Origin of the sequence: Anaerostipes hadrus ATCC 29173 = JCM 17467, assembly GCF_030296915.1 — a bacterium.
GTDB classification, from domain to species: Bacteria; Bacillota; Clostridia; order Lachnospirales; family Lachnospiraceae; genus Anaerostipes; species Anaerostipes hadrus.
The window spans coordinates 2,007,343-2,022,155 of sequence record NZ_AP028031.1 but is presented as its reverse complement, the minus strand read 5'-3'; the positions used below and the strand labels follow the sequence as shown (position 1 = coordinate 2,022,155).

Annotated in this window: 17 protein-coding genes; all 17 read left to right on the top strand. The window is 38.8% G+C overall.

Annotated features, from left to right (window positions below):
- Positions 1–6: 6 nt before the first annotated feature.
- The 17 genes from minD to QUE18_RS09680 all read left to right on the top strand — a co-directional run bounded on the left by minD (position 7) and on the right by QUE18_RS09680 (position 14,683).
- Positions 7–792, top strand: coding sequence for a septum site-determining protein MinD (gene minD / locus QUE18_RS09760; RefSeq protein ID WP_015530321.1), 786 nt, complete (start codon positions 7–9; stop codon positions 790–792).
- A gap of 14 nt (positions 793–806) precedes the next feature.
- A complete protein-coding gene (minE, locus tag QUE18_RS09755; protein ID WP_008391555.1) occupies positions 807–1,067 on the top strand; it encodes a cell division topological specificity factor MinE in 261 nt (86 codons plus the stop codon).
- Positions 1,068–1,082: 15 nt separating this feature from the next.
- Positions 1,083–2,198 (top strand): FtsW/RodA/SpoVE family cell cycle protein, encoded by a 1,116-nt coding sequence (locus QUE18_RS09750; RefSeq protein ID WP_008391554.1) that lies wholly within the window; start codon positions 1,083–1,085, stop codon positions 2,196–2,198.
- Between the two features lie 12 nt (positions 2,199–2,210).
- Positions 2,211–2,603 (top strand): methylglyoxal synthase, encoded by a 393-nt coding sequence (locus QUE18_RS09745; RefSeq protein ID WP_008391552.1) that lies wholly within the window; start codon positions 2,211–2,213, stop codon positions 2,601–2,603.
- A gap of 38 nt (positions 2,604–2,641) precedes the next feature.
- A complete protein-coding gene (locus QUE18_RS09740; RefSeq protein WP_227054054.1) occupies positions 2,642–3,610 on the top strand; it encodes a D-alanyl-D-alanine carboxypeptidase family protein in 969 nt (322 codons plus the stop codon).
- A gap of 1 nt (position 3,611) precedes the next feature.
- Positions 3,612–4,553 carry a tRNA modification radical SAM protein MnmL/YtqA gene (mnmL, locus tag QUE18_RS09735; protein ID WP_009202997.1) on the top strand — a complete coding sequence of 314 codons (942 nt, stop codon included), beginning with the start codon at positions 3,612–3,614 and terminating at the stop codon, positions 4,551–4,553.
- 3 nt (positions 4,554–4,556) lie between these two features.
- Positions 4,557–5,936, top strand: a complete 1,380-nt coding sequence (locus tag QUE18_RS09730; protein ID WP_009202996.1) for a biotin/lipoyl attachment domain-containing protein — start codon at positions 4,557–4,559, stop codon at positions 5,934–5,936.
- 42 nt (positions 5,937–5,978) lie between these two features.
- Positions 5,979–6,674 (top strand): YggS family pyridoxal phosphate-dependent enzyme, encoded by a 696-nt coding sequence (locus QUE18_RS09725; RefSeq protein WP_008391546.1) that lies wholly within the window; start codon positions 5,979–5,981, stop codon positions 6,672–6,674.
- A 13-nt stretch (positions 6,675–6,687) separates the two neighbouring features.
- Complete coding sequence (locus QUE18_RS09720) at positions 6,688–7,248, top strand: cell division protein SepF (RefSeq protein ID WP_022091648.1); 561 nt, start codon at positions 6,688–6,690, stop codon at positions 7,246–7,248.
- 6 nt (positions 7,249–7,254) lie between these two features.
- A complete protein-coding gene (locus QUE18_RS09715) occupies positions 7,255–8,010 on the top strand; it encodes a YlmH/Sll1252 family protein (RefSeq protein WP_009202994.1) in 756 nt (251 codons plus the stop codon).
- A gap of 8 nt (positions 8,011–8,018) precedes the next feature.
- A complete protein-coding gene (locus QUE18_RS09710) occupies positions 8,019–8,609 on the top strand; it encodes a DivIVA domain-containing protein (protein ID WP_009202993.1) in 591 nt (196 codons plus the stop codon).
- Positions 8,599–9,678 carry a 3-dehydroquinate synthase gene (aroB, locus tag QUE18_RS09705; protein ID WP_172622408.1) on the top strand — a complete coding sequence of 360 codons (1,080 nt, stop codon included), beginning with the start codon at positions 8,599–8,601 and terminating at the stop codon, positions 9,676–9,678. The genes QUE18_RS09710 and aroB overlap by 11 nt, the downstream gene beginning before the upstream one ends.
- 17 nt (positions 9,679–9,695) lie before the next feature.
- Positions 9,696–10,211: a signal peptidase II gene (lspA, locus tag QUE18_RS09700; RefSeq protein ID WP_009202992.1), complete on the top strand. Its 516-nt coding sequence runs from the start codon at positions 9,696–9,698 to the stop codon at positions 10,209–10,211.
- Positions 10,189–11,106 carry an RluA family pseudouridine synthase gene (locus tag QUE18_RS09695; protein WP_008391540.1) on the top strand — a complete coding sequence of 306 codons (918 nt, stop codon included), beginning with the start codon at positions 10,189–10,191 and terminating at the stop codon, positions 11,104–11,106. Before lspA ends, QUE18_RS09695 begins: the two co-directional genes overlap by 23 nt.
- Positions 11,107–11,130: 24 nt before the next feature.
- Positions 11,131–11,943 carry a pyrroline-5-carboxylate reductase gene (gene proC / locus QUE18_RS09690; protein ID WP_008391538.1) on the top strand — a complete coding sequence of 271 codons (813 nt, stop codon included), beginning with the start codon at positions 11,131–11,133 and terminating at the stop codon, positions 11,941–11,943.
- 128 nt (positions 11,944–12,071) lie between these two features.
- Positions 12,072–12,338, top strand: coding sequence for a 30S ribosomal protein S15 (gene rpsO, locus QUE18_RS09685; RefSeq protein WP_008391536.1), 267 nt, complete (start codon positions 12,072–12,074; stop codon positions 12,336–12,338).
- A 254-nt stretch (positions 12,339–12,592) separates the two neighbouring features.
- The gene (locus tag QUE18_RS09680; RefSeq protein WP_008392159.1) at positions 12,593–14,683 is read left to right on the top strand and encodes a polyribonucleotide nucleotidyltransferase; all 2,091 of its coding nucleotides are present in this window, start codon (positions 12,593–12,595) and stop codon (positions 14,681–14,683) included.
- Positions 14,684–14,813 lie beyond the last annotated feature (130 nt).

The window sequence follows — 14,813 nt, the reverse complement described above, 5'->3', positions numbered from 1 at the left end:
ACAAAAATGAGTGAAGTTATCGTAATCACATCTGGAAAGGGTGGCGTTGGAAAGACAACAACCACTGCCAATGTGGGAACAGGATTAGCGAAGGAAGGAAAGAAAGTCGTATTGATCGATACGGATATCGGACTTCGTAATCTGGACGTTGTCATGGGGCTTGAGAATAGAATCGTTTATAATCTGGTTGACGTTGTGGAAGGAAACTGCAGAATCAAACAGGCAATGATCAAAGACAAGAAATATCCAAATCTTTTTTTACTGCCATCTGCACAGACAAGAGATAAGACATCCGTAACACCAGAACAGATGTCAAAACTGGTAGAAGAACTAAAAAGTGAATTTGACTATATCATTCTTGACTGCCCAGCAGGAATCGAACAAGGATTTAAGAATGCGATTGCAGCAGCAGACCGTGCACTGATCGTTACAACACCAGAGGTATCAGCAATCCGTGATGCAGACCGTATCATTGGACTATTAGAGGCAAATGATATACATAAGATCGATCTGGTGATCAACAGGATACGTATGGATATGGTAGAACGTGGAGATATGTTATCCAAAGATGATGTTCTTGATATTCTTGCGGTTGACCTGATCGGAATCGTACCAGATGATGAGAATATTGTCATTTCCACAAACCAGGGAGAACCATTGGTTGGAAGCAATACACCAGCAGGAAAAGCATACCAGAATATCTGTAATCGTGTGATGGGCAAAGACGTTCCATTCATGGAAATCACAGGACCAACTTTCTTCCAGAGACTTGCAAACGTATTTAAGAAGTAGAGGGGAGAGAAACGATGGGTTTTTTTGATAATTTTTTTAAGAAAAAAAGTTCAGGAGAAGTGGCAAAAGACCGATTAAAACTATTATTGGTATCTGACCGCTCAAATTGTTCTCCTGAGACAATGGAACTGATCAAAAACGACATCATTCAAGTAATCTCCAAATATATGGAGATCGATCCAGAGGGACTTGATATTCAGATCACACAAAGTAGCGAAGAATCCGAAGGACCTGCATTATATGCAAATATTCCGATCCGTGAGCTTAGAAAATAACATTGGAGAGATACTATGTTGCGAAATTATCGACTGCAGAATTACAATTTCAAACTTGTTTTTAACGTACTTGTACTGATGGCGATGAGCCTTTTGTTTATTCACAGTGCCAAAGCATCCTATGTGCCAAAGCAGGCATTGGGGATCATTATGGGACTTGGAATCATTGTGGTCGTATCACTGATCGATTATCAGGTCTTTACAAGAAATGCAGAAATATTGTATATTTTGAATGTGATCATGTTGATCGGCGTTAAATTATTTGGAAAAGATGTCAATGGTGCCAAACGATGGTTTTCATTAGGTCCATTGGGAACTTTCCAGCCATCAGAACTTAGTAAAGTGATCATGATCATTGTTGTTGCAGCATTTCTTGCGAAGCATCAGGATGATCTGAATGAACCGAAGGTATTAGGAAAACTTGCTGTAATCTGTGGGATTCCGCTGCTTTTGATCTTGAAACAGCCAAGTCTTTCTTCTACACTCGATATTTGTTTTATTATTCTTGGAATGATCTTTATGGCAGGATTATCCTCCAGATTGATCGTTCAGGTATTGATTGTAGGCGTACCACTTTTAGCAATCTTTTTGTGGTATGTCCAGACACCAGGACAGGTGTTGTTAGAGCCACATCAGGTAGCAAGGATCATGTCCTTTTTACATCCAGAGAATTACGCAGATTCCACTGCTTTACAGACAAGCAATTCGATCATGGCGATCGGTTCTGGCGGATTATTTGGCAAGGGATTTGGAAGTAATACGATCTCAAATGTATCTGCAAGTGATGTAAATTTGGTATCAGAAAATCAGACAGACTTTATTTTCTCTGTGATCGGAGAAGAATTTGGGTTTGTTGGATGTGTGGTATTGATCATTGTTTTTGCATGCCTTGTATATCAGTGCATGAATGTGGCGAAGAAATCAGGGAATCTGATCGGAACTTATGTGGCTGTAGGAGTTGCGTGTTATATGGGATTTCAGTCTTTTATCAACATTGCAGTTGCTACAGGAACCATGCCGAACACCGGACAGCCCCTGCCATTTATCAGTTATGGATTAAGTTCCTTAATGTCGGCGTCAATCGCGATAGGAATGGTACTTAATATATATTTACAAAGAAAAAGACACTAGGAGGTTCTATCTATGAATGTAGGATTAGTTGCCCATGATGGCAAAAAGAACCTGATGCAGAATTTATGTATCGCGTATCAGGATATTTTAAAAAAACATAAATTATATGCTACAAGTACGACTGGACAGATGATTGAAGATGTTGCAAACTTAAAGATCCACAAACTTCTTGCCGGCCATTTTGGCGGTATGCAGCAAATGGGATCTAAGATCTCCAATAATGAAATAGACCTCTTGATCTTTTTACAGGACCCGGCAAATAAGAAGAGAACACCAGATTTTTATAATGTTTTAAATCTCTGTGATCAGTATAATATTCCGTGTGCTACGAATCTGCCAACGGCAGAAGTATTGATCCTGGCACTGGACCGAGGAGATTTAGATTGGAGGAATATGTATAAATAGACTGTCACACGACGGTCTTTTTTTACAGAAAGCATAAAATGAAAAAATTAATTTGTATTTGTATGTCCGTCATGATGATCACATTATCTGGCTGCCAGACATCGGCGAAGACAGGTGGATTTATATCATATGATGAACATTATCAGAAGAATGAAACGGCATTAAAAGAAGATGCATTGAGTGACCGTTGGGAATCCAGAGGTTCTAAGGTAGCGGTTGTATCCAAAGAAAAGGCGGATAATAACGACTATCCAGAAGCCAAGGAAGTTCTGTTGGTTAATAATACAAAGAATAAAGTGATCGTTAGTCAGAAGGTTTTTGACCAGGCTTACCCGGCAAGTACAACAAAGATTATGACAGCATTGCTGACTTTGGAGAATTTAAATTTAAGTCAGGTTGTAACGATCAAACATGACATTACATTCCCTGATGGAGCAGCTGTGGCAATCCACCTAAAGAAAGGGGATAAGATCACAGTGGAAGCATTGTTAAATGCATTGATCATTATGTCAGCCAATGATGCAGCCGTTGCACTTGGAGAGGCAGTGGCTGGAAGTGAAGCAAATTTTGTAAAAATGATGAATAAGAGAGCCAAAGAACTTGGAGCAACCAATACACATTTTGCAAATCCGAATGGACTTCATTTAAGTGATCATTATTCTACAGCGTATGATCTTTATCTGATCTTTAAAGAAGTAGCTAAACATAATGAATTCTTTAATATTGCAGGAAGATCAAGCAGTAGGATTGAATATCTTGGTTCCAAGGGAGAACAAAAGATTTATGATATGGCTTCCACAAACCAGTATATTGCCGGAACATACACACTTCCAAGCCAGGTATATATGATTGGAGGCAAGACTGGTACAACAACACAGGCGGGTTCTTGTCTGATTCTTCTTACAAAGAATAAAGACGGTGAGGAATTCATTTCCGTGGTGTTAAAAGGCGTTACAAAATCAGCTCTTTACCATACAATGACAGATATATTATCAAAGGAAAACTAAGATGGAACGATACAAAGCTTACAGCACACATTTAAAGGAATTATATGGAGAAAAAGTATATAAATTACCAGTTAATCTTCCGGTGACTTGTCCAAACCGTATGGATGGAGATGGGTGCACTTTCTGTGGAGGTGTGGGAACCGGCTTTGAAGCTATGAACAGTGAGGTATCTGTAAGTGAACAGCTGAATGCGACAAAAGGAAAGATCACAAAACGCTATAAAGCAAAGAAATTTATCGCATATTTTCAGAATTATACGAACACATTCCTGCCGGTTGACAAGTTTGAAAAGTATCTGGTAGAAGCAGCACAGACGGAAGATATTGTAGGAATTTCGGTATCCACAAGACCTGACTGTATTACGAAGGAATATTTAGACTGTTTAAAGAAGATTTCTGAAGAATATCAGGTGAAGATCTCTATGGAATATGGACTTCAGACAGTCAATTATAAGACTTTAAACAAGATCGATCGAGGACATACACTAGCAGAATATCTAGATGCTGTGTTAATGACAGCACCATATGGATTTGAAATCTGCACTCATATTATTTTGAATCTGCCAGGAGATGACATGACGGATGTGATCGAGACAGCAAAGATTCTTTCTGCACTTCCAGTGCAGATCGTAAAATTACATTCTCTTTATATTCCTAAAGGATCAAAAATGTATGAGGAGTATAAAGAAGGAAAAATAACTCTTTGTGATCCAGAAGAATATCTGGACAGACTGGTAAACTTTATCTGTTATGTACGAAAAGATATGGTGATCGAGCGTCTATTCAGCAGAGTGCCCAAGGAAGATGCATCATTTTCTAACTGGGGCATCAGTTGGTGGAAATTAAAAGATCGATTTGACGAGATCATGGAAACAAATGACTATATGCAAGGATGTAAATTTGACTATTTAAATGGAGCAGCGCTCAGGCGATGGGAGATTTAAGAGATGGCAGCAAAACGAAGACGAACAACAAAAATACATTGGAATATTGGAATGATCATTTTTGTAGTCATATTGGTCTACATCCTGATTAATGTCATCCTGTTTCTAGGCAAGAAAAAGCTGACTGTCTACAAGGTGACGGAAGATAAGATCACCAATACCTTATCGTTTACAGGAATTGCGATCCGTGATGAAGAACTTCTAAAGGCTTCACAAAGCGGTTATATTACCTATTATGTAGAAGAAGGAAAACGGATCAAGAAATCAGGAACGGTCTTTACGGTTGACAAAGATCAGAAGGTTCAGGATGCATTTGTAAGTCAGGTGCAGCAGCTTGAGAAAAATAAAAAAGTGATCGATGATGAAGAGATTCAGCATAAGATCACAGATTATCAGTCTGTATATAGTGATAATAAGTTCAGCACGGTTTATGATCTGAAATATGATCTCAAGAATGCAATCCTCAACTTAAGTGAAGATTCTATGAAAACAGTTATAGAAGCAGTCAAACAAAAGCTTGGGGATACAAGTTTTGAGACACAGAAAAGTACAAGCAGTGGGGTAACACAATTTTATTCTGATGACTTTGACGGTAAGAGCGCAAAAGATATCACAAGCAAGGATTTTGACCAAAGTCAGTATCGTGTTCAGAGGTATAATACGTCCGATAAAGTAAAGAAAGGCAAAGTTGTAGCTAGGATCAACAAAAGCGAAAAATGGCAGATCGTAATTCCACTAGAAGCAGATCAGTATCGGATGTTGAAGGATAAAAGTGAAGTGTCGGTTCGTTTCCTGCAAGATCAGACAACAGCCACAGCAACGGTGGAAGTCGCCAAAAAGGGAAGTTCGTATTTTGGATATCTTAAGTTTAATGATTACGCGGTACGTTATATCAATGAGCGCTACTTAGAAATCGATGTGACGCTTGATTCCTACAAGGGATTAAAGATTCCAAACACATCCATTGTAAAGAAGAAATTCTACCAGGTTCCAGTAAAATACCTTACAAAAGGAGATAACAGTGCGAAAGAACAGTTTACCGTACGTGATACAAGCAACAAAGGCGATGTGACGGTGGAACAAAAGAGCTTTACGATCTATGGAAGAACGAAGGATTACTGTTATCTTGATCCAGAAGAAGTTGGAGAGAACGTAGTGCTTCAGGCAATGGATTCCAAAGATACATTTTTGATTGAGAAAATGAAGACATTAAAAGGAGTTTATTGTACAAATCAGGGATATGCGGATTTCCGTCCAATCGATATTCTGATCGAGAAAGATGATTATTCGATCATTGCAAATGATACCAATCAGGGAGTTAGTCGGTATGATTTCATTGTTCTTGATGGAACAACGATCAAGGAAAACCAGATCATATATTAAGGCATATAAATTTATAAGAATTACAGAAAGAAGGAATTGGATATGTTGATCGAACGCTATAATGAAGTAAAGAAACATGTAGAAGAAGCTTGTAAACGTGTAGGACGTGATCCACGAGAAGTGACAGTGATCGCAGTCAGCAAGACCAAACCATTAGAAATGGTAGAAGAATTAAGAAAAGAAAAAGTACTTGATTTTGGAGAGAATAAGGTACAGGAGATCAGAGATAAGTATGCAAATATCAGTTGGCCGGTAAGATGGCATCTGATCGGACATCTTCAGACCAATAAAATTAAATATATCGTGGATAAAGTAGCATTGATCCATTCTGTAGATTCCATAAAACTTGCACAGGCGATCGACAAAGAAGCTGCAAAGCATGATGTCAAAGAAGTTCCAATTCTGATCCAGGTGAATTTTGCACACGAAGATACCAAATTTGGATTGAATCCAGAAGATGTTTTTGATGTGGTGAAAGAGATTTCTGCCTTAGAACATGTAAAGATCAAAGGGTTAATGCAGATTGCACCATTTGTTGACGATCCAGAAGACAATCGTAAGTATTTCCGTGCGATGAAGCAATTATCTGTTGACATCAACAACAAAAACTTCGATAATGTAGATATGAGTATACTTTCCATGGGAATGACCAATGATTATGAGATCGCAGTAGAAGAAGGTGCGACAATGGTAAGAGTTGGAACGGCAATCTTTGGAGAGAGAAACTATAATATTTAGTGGAGGAAGATCTATGAAAGGTACAGTTGACAAACTGCTGAACTTTATGAAACTATCAGACGATGAAGAGTACGATGAAGAATATGAAGAGTACGAAGACGATGAGGAAGAAGAGGAAGAACCAAGAAGTACTTTCTCCTTCTTTAAGAAGAAAGAGCCTGAAGTAGAAGAAGAAAGCAGTAACAGCAAGATAAGTCAGCCGTTTGATAATACAATTACAGCAAGCAGAGAAGCAAAGAAACGAAGATTTACAAGTACAGGAAGCAAGGTCGTATCTATGAATGGAAGAGGCGTGGAAGTTTATGTAATAAAGCCACAGGATTTTGCAGAAGCACAGACGGCAGCTGATCTTTTAAAAGAAGGAAGAACAGTTGTGATCAATCTGGAAGGTGTGGAACTTACAGTTGCACAGAGAAGTATTGATTTTGTGGGCGGAGCAACTTATGCGATCAATGGATCCTTACAGGCAGTATCAAACAATATTTTTATTGCAGCACCAGACAGTATTGAAGTCAGTGGAGATTTAAAAAGCGAGATCATGAATGAGAATACGATCTCACCACAGTTAAAATAAAAGGTCATGAAGGAAGAAGAGTTATTAAAGAAACGTCTGATGGAATTATGTGAGAAAGCATATAATCAGAATATCTATACATATACACACTTTCTGAATGAATATGAACAGAGTATCTATCAGGATATGAAGCAAGAACTTGCTTATGCACATCCAATACTTGTTGGAGGGCATAAGTATTTTACAAGGGCAGTGGTGATGTTTGGCTCAGAAGAATTATTTGGTTATCAGGGTGAGGTTCCAGTGGTTTGTGCCAGGATCTCACCTGTTTTTGATAAATTCGCAGAAGAATTAAGCCACAGAGATTATCTTGGAGCATTGATGAACCTTGGGATCGAGAGACATTTGATCGGTGATATCCTGATCGATGGGAGATATGCCTATATTTTCTGTATGGAACATATCATAGGTGTGATCAAAGAACAGCTTGATCAGGTAAGACATACACGAGTTTTTGTGGAAGAAGTTTCATGGGAAGAGACCGGATATGTCCAAAAATACAAGAAAAAAGAAGGATTTGTTGCGTCCATGAGGCTGGATGTTCTGGTTTCACAGGCTTTTTCTTTATCCAGGAATATCAGTGAGAAGCTGCTAAAGAGCCAGAAAGTATTTCATAATGGAAAGATGTGTTTATCAGGTGGACAAAAGATCAAACAGGGCGATATCATATCCGTGCGCGGATATGGGAAGTTTCTGGTGGAAGATTTAGGAAAAACATCAAAAAAAGGCCGTCAGTTTATTACGTTGGCGATCTTTCAATAGGAGGATATATGATTACACCAGTTGAAGTATTAGGAAAAGAACTAAAAAGAGGCTTTGGATATAAAGCAGTCGAAGTTGATGAATTCTTAGAAGAATTAGCGAAAGACTATGAGAAAGTCTATAAAGAAAACAACGAACTGCGAGAGAAAGTATCTGCATTGACAGAGAACTTAAGCCATTACCGCACGATCGAAGAATCCTTAAAGAGAGCATTGGTTCTTGCGGAAGAGACATCCAAAGAGACAATTGAGAATGCAAACAATAAAGCACAGGCATTAGAAGCAGAAGCATCCCGTAATGCAAAACAGTTGGTATCAGAGGCAGAGGATCAGGCAGAGAAGATCTTAACAAGTGCGAAAGAAGACTTTAAAGAAGAGAAAGAACAGCATGAAAAGACGATTGAGAATTATCAGAAGCTAATCCGTAAACTGGAAAGTGATTATCAGAGCTACAAAGCCAGAATGAAGCAGTTTATCAATGGGCAGATGGATATTTTAGATAATCCCGTTTATGAGATGGAATTCGAAATTGCAGGATGTGAGCAGACAGATGGAGATGAAGAAGATGAACAGCAAAAACAATTTGGAAATGAACAATAAGATTGAAATCTGCAATGAAGGAAAGAAAGCATATGATATCGTATTAAGAGATTCCTTTGCAGACCTCCTGGACCAGATGGAATTCCTTGAAATTGAGAAGAAAAAAGTCTGCATTGTGACAGAAAGCAATGTTGCACCAATCTATTTAAAAGAAGTTTGTGAACTGATCTCATCCAAGGCTTCCAAAACGATTACATTCAGTTTTGAAGCCGGGGAAAAACATAAGCAGTTAAAGACAATCGAAGCATTATATGAAGAACTGATCATCAATCATTTTGACCGACAGGATCTGTTGATCGCTCTAGGTGGAGGAGTTGTCGGGGATATGACAGGATATGCTGCTGCAACATATCTTCGAGGCATTGATTTTGTACAGGTTCCAACAACACTTCTATCTCAGGTTGACAGCAGTATCGGTGGAAAGACTGGTGTTGATTTCTTACAGTATAAGAACATGGTTGGGGCTTTCCATCAGCCAAAGCTTGTATACATCAATACAACAACCTTAAAATCGCTGCCAGAGAGAGAATATTTCTCTGGAATGGGAGAAGTGATCAAACACGGATTGATCAAAGATGCCGATTATTATGAATGGATCAAAGAAAATATAGATGCGATCAAGGCAAGAGAGCATGAAGCAGTGAAAGAAATGATCTATCAAAGCTGTCTGATCAAAGGTGGTGTGGTAGAACGTGATCCAAAGGAAAAGGGTGAGAGAGCGCTATTAAACTTTGGACATACTTTAGGGCATGCGATCGAGAAATTAAAGGATTTTACATGGCTTCATGGAGAGTGTGTGGCAGCTGGGTGCTGTCTGGCAGCAGAGATTTCTTGTATAAAAGGGAATATCAGTAAAGAAGAAGTTGATGATATCAAAGGTGTTTTTGAAGCATTTGATATGAATGGAGATATCAGTGAACTTTCAGCGGATGATATTGTAAAAACAACCAAATCCGATAAGAAGATGGTCGGAGATAAGATCAAGTTTGTATTGTTAAGATCTGTCGGAGATGCATATATTGATATGAGCGTGACGGATGATGAAATGAAACAAGTATTACAGGGATAAGTTTTTAAGGACGAGACATGAAGAAACAGATTCGTATTTATATATATATCATAGGGCTGATCTTGATCGATCAGTTAAGTAAAGTCTGGGCATTATCTGCACTTCGAGGTACAGAAGGGATCGCTGTGATCCCCAATGTATTTGAACTTTCTTATCTGGAGAATCGAGGGGCGGCTTTTGGAATCCTTCAGGATCATCAGATTTTCTTTGTATTGATCACAGTAGCTGCTGCAGTGATCTTAACATGGATCTATCGGAGAATACCACAGACGAAGAAATATATACCACTTCGTATCAGTTATGCATTGATCATGGCAGGAGCGTTTGGAAATCTGATTGACAGAGTATTCAGGGGATATGTGGTTGATTTCTTTTATTTTAAATGGATTGATTTTCCAGTCTTTAATGTTGCAGATATTTATGTGACCGTAACAATGATATTACTTTTGATCTTGATCTTATTTTTCTATAAGGAAGAAGATCTTGATTTTCTTAATAGGAAAGGAAAACATGGACGAGACAATAGAAATTAAAGTGACAAGTGAAATGGCAGGCAAGCGTCTGGATGTGGTGCTTTCGGAGCAGTGCAGCGATCTTACGAGAAGTTATATCAATAAATTGTGTAAGGAAGAACGTGCAGCATTAAATGGCAAGACTTCCAAAGGCAATAAAAAATGTAAAGAAGGAGATGTGATCACCTTACAGGTTCCAGAACCGACAGAACTTGAGATTTTGCCAGAGGAGATGAATCTTGATATTGTCTATGAAGATCAGGATGTTATTTTGATCAATAAGCCCAAAGGCATGGTAGTGCATCCGGCAGCAGGACATTACAGTGGTACGTTGGTCAATGGATTGATGGCACATTGTAAGGATGATCTGTCAGGAATTAACGGAGTGTTAAGGCCTGGAATCGTGCATCGTATTGATAAAGACACAACAGGGATCCTGATCGTCTGTAAGAACGATATGGCACACCAAAGTATTGCCAAGCAGTTGTATGATCATTCGATCACAAGAAAATATCATGCGATCGTTTATGGAAATATCAAGGAAGAAGAAGGAACAGTCAATGCACCGATCGGAAGAAGCTTAAAAGACCGCAAGAAGATGGGAATCGTCATGGATGGAAAACATGCAGTGACGCATTATAAGGTATTAAAACGTCTAAAGAAAGGTTTTACTTATATCGAATGTCAATTAGAGACAGGAAGGACCCATCAGATCCGTGTGCATATGGCATCGATCAAGCATCCATTGCTAGGAGATGATGTCTATGGACCAAAGAAGTCAAAGTATACACTGGAAGGGCAGTGCCTTCATGCGAAGGTCCTTGGATTCGTACATCCAAGAACTGGAGAATATATGGAGTTTGAAGTGCCTTTGCCAGAGTATTTTGAAAAATTACTGAACAAGCTGGATAATTAGAACAATCATAGGAGGAAAAACGGAATGAAACTTGGATTTATCGGATGTGGAAATATGGCACAAGCAATGATCACTGGAATTTTGACACAGAAAGTCGTAAGTCCACAGGAATTGATCGTATCCAATCCACGAGAAGAAAAAACAGCGAAACTAAAAGATGAATTTGGAATCATTACAACAACAGACAACAAAGAAGTGGCAAAACAATCAGATATTTTGGTGTTATCTGTAAAGCCACAGGTATACCCAGCTGTGATCAAAGAGATCAGAGATGAAGTAAGCTCAGAACAGATCATTGTAACGATTGCAGCAGGTGTTTCTATGGAAGCAGCAGAGCGTCAATTTGGAAAAGAAGTTAAGATCGTACGTGTGATGCCAAATACGCCAGCTCTGGTAGGAGAAGGAATGTCAGGACTATGCTGTAATGAATATGTAACGGAAGAAGAGTTTGACCTGGTACATAAGATTTTTGAAAGTTTTGGAAAAGCGGAAAAGATCACAGAGAATCTAATGGATGCCGTTGTTGGAGTCAGTGGAAGTGGTCCAGCTTATGTTTATATGTTTATTGAGGCAATGGCGGATGCAGCAGTTGCACAGGGACTGCCAAGAAAGCAGGCATATACATTCGCTGCACAGACATTGCTAGGAAGTGCAAAGATGGTTCTTGAGACAGGACAGCATCCAGGAGAATTAAAAGATGCTGTATGTTCTCCAGCAGGAACAACAATCGAAGCGGTTAACGTTCTTGAGAAAAAAGGAATGAGAAGTGCAGTGATCGAAGCTGTGACTGCAGCAGCAAAGAAAAACCATCAATTAGGAAAAAAGAAAGAAAAATAAAAAAGTTCTTTACAAATCATAGAAACCTATGATATTCTATAAAAGTTAGTGAAACCGATACTCAGATTTGGGCACTCCAACCCTTTCCTGGTATCAGGCGATATAAGAATTTTAAGGAGGAAAACACAATGATTTCATCAGAAAAGAAAGCAGAAATCGTAGCTAAATACGGTAAAGACGCAAAAGATACAGGTTCACCAGAGGTTCAGGTAGCAATCTTAACAGCTAGAATCAACGAACTTCAGGATCACTTCAATCAGCATCCAAAAGATCATCATTCAAGAAGAGGACTTCTTAAGATGGTTGGTAAGAGACGTAACTTATTAGCTTACTTAAAGAGCAAAGATGTTGAAAGATATCGTTCATTAATCGAAAAATTAGGATTAAGAAAATAATCTTATCAATGAAGATATTGAAACTGCCGCATGGAATGTCATGCGGCAGTTTTTTATTGCATAGGAAATTTCGATGAAATCGCCAATAAAATAAAAATCATCTGGTTTTTTTAAACAAACCATGCTATACTAACTAAGTTACTGAGGCGTTTTCCGAGACTGCTGAAAAGCTTATTACAACATGAAGGAAGACAAGTAGTCGGTTTTTCAGTTGTTTCGGCGCCTTAAGACAAAAAATATAAAGGAGACGAACTATGACAAAACAGTTTAGTATGGAACTTGCAGGACGTACACTGATGGTAGAAGTTGGACGTGTTGCAGCACAGGCAAACGGTGCAGCATTTATGCACTACGGTGATACTGTTGTATTATCTACAGCAACAGCATCTGAAAAGCCAAGAGATGGAATTGATTTCTTCCCATTAAGTGTAGAATATGAAGAGAAATTATATGCAGTAGGTAAGATCCCAGGTGGATATTTAAAGAGAGAAGGAAAACCTTCTGAGAATGCAATTCTTACAGACCGTGTGATTGATCGCCCAATGAGACCACTGTTTCCAAAAGACTACAGAAATGACGTTGCATTAAACAACTTAGTTATGTCTGTAGATCCAGATTGCAGCCCAGAACTTACAGCAATGCTTGGTTCTGCAATCGCAACAGCAATTTCAGATATCCCATTTGACGGGCCTACAGCATCTACAATGGTAGGACTGATCGATGGAGAATTCGTGATCAACCCAACTTCTGCACAGAAAGAAGTTTCTGATCTTGCATTAACTGTTGCATCTACAAGAGAAAAAGTTATCATGATCGAAGCTGGTGCGAATGAAGTACCAGAAGATGTGATGTTAGAAGCAATCTTCAAAGCTCACGAAGTGAATCAGGAGATCATCAAATTTATTGATACAATTGTAGCTGAATGTGGAAAAGAAAAACATGACTACGAGCATCATATCGTAGATCCAGAGATGTATGATGATATGGTAGCTTTCATTACTCCAGAAGCAATGGAAGAAGCTGTATTTACAGATGACAAACAGACAAGAGAAGCAAATATCCGTGCGATCGAAGAAAAATTAGAAGAAAGATATGCTGAGAATGAAGAATGGTTAGCACAGATCGGTGAAGCTGTTTATGCATTCCAGAAGAAGACTGTCCGTAAGATGATCTTAAAAGATCACAAACGTCCAGATGGTCGTGATATCAAACAGATCCGTCCACTTCACGCAGAAGTTGACTGCCTGCCAAGAGTTCACGGATCTGCATTATTCCAGAGAGGACAGACTCAGGTTATGACAGTGACAACACTTGGATCATTATCTGAAGCACAGCGTCTTGATGGAATCGATGTAACAGAAACAACAAAACGTTATATGCATCACTATAACTTCCCTTCTTACTCTGTAGGAGAAACAAGACCAAGCAGAGGACCAGGACGTCGTGAGATCGGACATGGTGCATTAGCAGAGCGTGCGTTAGTTCCAGTATTACCAAGTGAAGAAGAATTCCCATATGCGATCCGTACAGTATCAGAGATCATGGAATCTAATGGATCTACATCTCAGGGAAGTATCTGTGCTTCATCTCTGTCATTAATGGCAGCAGGTGTTCCAGTGAAAGCTCCAGTTGCAGGTATCTCTGTTGGACTTGTAACAGGAGAAGGAGATGACGATTACATCATCTTAACAGATATTCAGGGACTAGAAGACTTCTTTGGAGATATGGACTTTAAAGTAGCAGGTACAGACAAAGGTATCACAGCGATCCAGATGGATATCAAGATTCATGGATTGACAGAACAGATCATCCGAGAAGCGATTGCAAGAACAAAAGAAGCAAGAACACATATCCTTCATGATGTTATGAATCCAGTGATCCCAGCTGCAAGAGACCACGTCGGAGAATTTGCTCCAAAGATCTCTCAGTATACGATCGATCCTGAGAAGATTTCAGAAGTTATCGGTAAACAGGGTAAAACGATCAATGGAATCATTGATGAAACAGGTGTTAAGATCGATATTGACGAAAGTGGACGTATTGATATCTTAAGCGAAGATCAGGCAATGATCGATAAAGCGATCAGCATCATCAAATCCATCGTAGAACCATTGAATGTTGGAGATATTTACGAAGGTGAAGTTGTAAGGATCATGAACTTCGGTGCATTTGTACAGCTTTCTCCAAACAAAGACGGAATGATCCACATTTCAAAACTTTCTAATGAAAGAGTTGAGAAAGTAGAAGATGTCGTGAATATCGGAGACAAAGTAGCTGTCAAAGTATTAGAGATCGACAAGATGGGAAGAATCAATCTGAAATTAGAAGAAAAGATTGAAGATTAATTAAGAATGACAAAACAGCTTTTTGTATGCGAAAGTGTATGAAAAGCTGCTTTTTTGTTCTATAAAATCTAAGCAGAGTACCACGTCCATATTTTAATATGGGCGTGGGTGAATGCGTCCTGACGGACAC

What these genes read in the sequence shown, in the direction of transcription:
- aroB (WP_172622408.1), top strand. Translation starts at nt 8,599, where the DNA reads ATGAACAATAAGATTGAAATCTGCAATGAAGGAAAGAAAGCATATGAT.
- QUE18_RS09710 (WP_009202993.1), top strand. Translation starts at nt 8,019, where the DNA reads ATGATTACACCAGTTGAAGTATTAGGAAAAGAACTAAAAAGAGGCTTT.
- QUE18_RS09745 (WP_008391552.1), top strand. Translation starts at nt 2,211, where the DNA reads ATGAATGTAGGATTAGTTGCCCATGATGGCAAAAAGAACCTGATGCAG.
- QUE18_RS09715 (WP_009202994.1), top strand. Translation starts at nt 7,255, where the DNA reads ATGAAGGAAGAAGAGTTATTAAAGAAACGTCTGATGGAATTATGTGAG.
- QUE18_RS09730 (WP_009202996.1), top strand. Translation starts at nt 4,557, where the DNA reads ATGGCAGCAAAACGAAGACGAACAACAAAAATACATTGGAATATTGGA.
- lspA (WP_009202992.1), top strand. Translation starts at nt 9,696, where the DNA reads ATGAAGAAACAGATTCGTATTTATATATATATCATAGGGCTGATCTTG.
- minE (WP_008391555.1), top strand. Translation starts at nt 807, where the DNA reads ATGGGTTTTTTTGATAATTTTTTTAAGAAAAAAAGTTCAGGAGAAGTG.
- QUE18_RS09740 (WP_227054054.1), top strand. Translation starts at nt 2,642, where the DNA reads ATGAAAAAATTAATTTGTATTTGTATGTCCGTCATGATGATCACATTA.
- mnmL (WP_009202997.1), top strand. Translation starts at nt 3,612, where the DNA reads ATGGAACGATACAAAGCTTACAGCACACATTTAAAGGAATTATATGGA.
- rpsO (WP_008391536.1), top strand. Translation starts at nt 12,072, where the DNA reads ATGATTTCATCAGAAAAGAAAGCAGAAATCGTAGCTAAATACGGTAAA.
- proC (WP_008391538.1), top strand. Translation starts at nt 11,131, where the DNA reads ATGAAACTTGGATTTATCGGATGTGGAAATATGGCACAAGCAATGATC.
- QUE18_RS09720 (WP_022091648.1), top strand. Translation starts at nt 6,688, where the DNA reads ATGAAAGGTACAGTTGACAAACTGCTGAACTTTATGAAACTATCAGAC.
- minD (WP_015530321.1), top strand. Translation starts at nt 7, where the DNA reads ATGAGTGAAGTTATCGTAATCACATCTGGAAAGGGTGGCGTTGGAAAG.
- QUE18_RS09695 (WP_008391540.1), top strand. Translation starts at nt 10,189, where the DNA reads ATGGACGAGACAATAGAAATTAAAGTGACAAGTGAAATGGCAGGCAAG.
- QUE18_RS09725 (WP_008391546.1), top strand. Translation starts at nt 5,979, where the DNA reads ATGTTGATCGAACGCTATAATGAAGTAAAGAAACATGTAGAAGAAGCT.
- QUE18_RS09680 (WP_008392159.1), top strand. Translation starts at nt 12,593, where the DNA reads ATGACAAAACAGTTTAGTATGGAACTTGCAGGACGTACACTGATGGTA.
- QUE18_RS09750 (WP_008391554.1), top strand. Translation starts at nt 1,083, where the DNA reads ATGTTGCGAAATTATCGACTGCAGAATTACAATTTCAAACTTGTTTTT.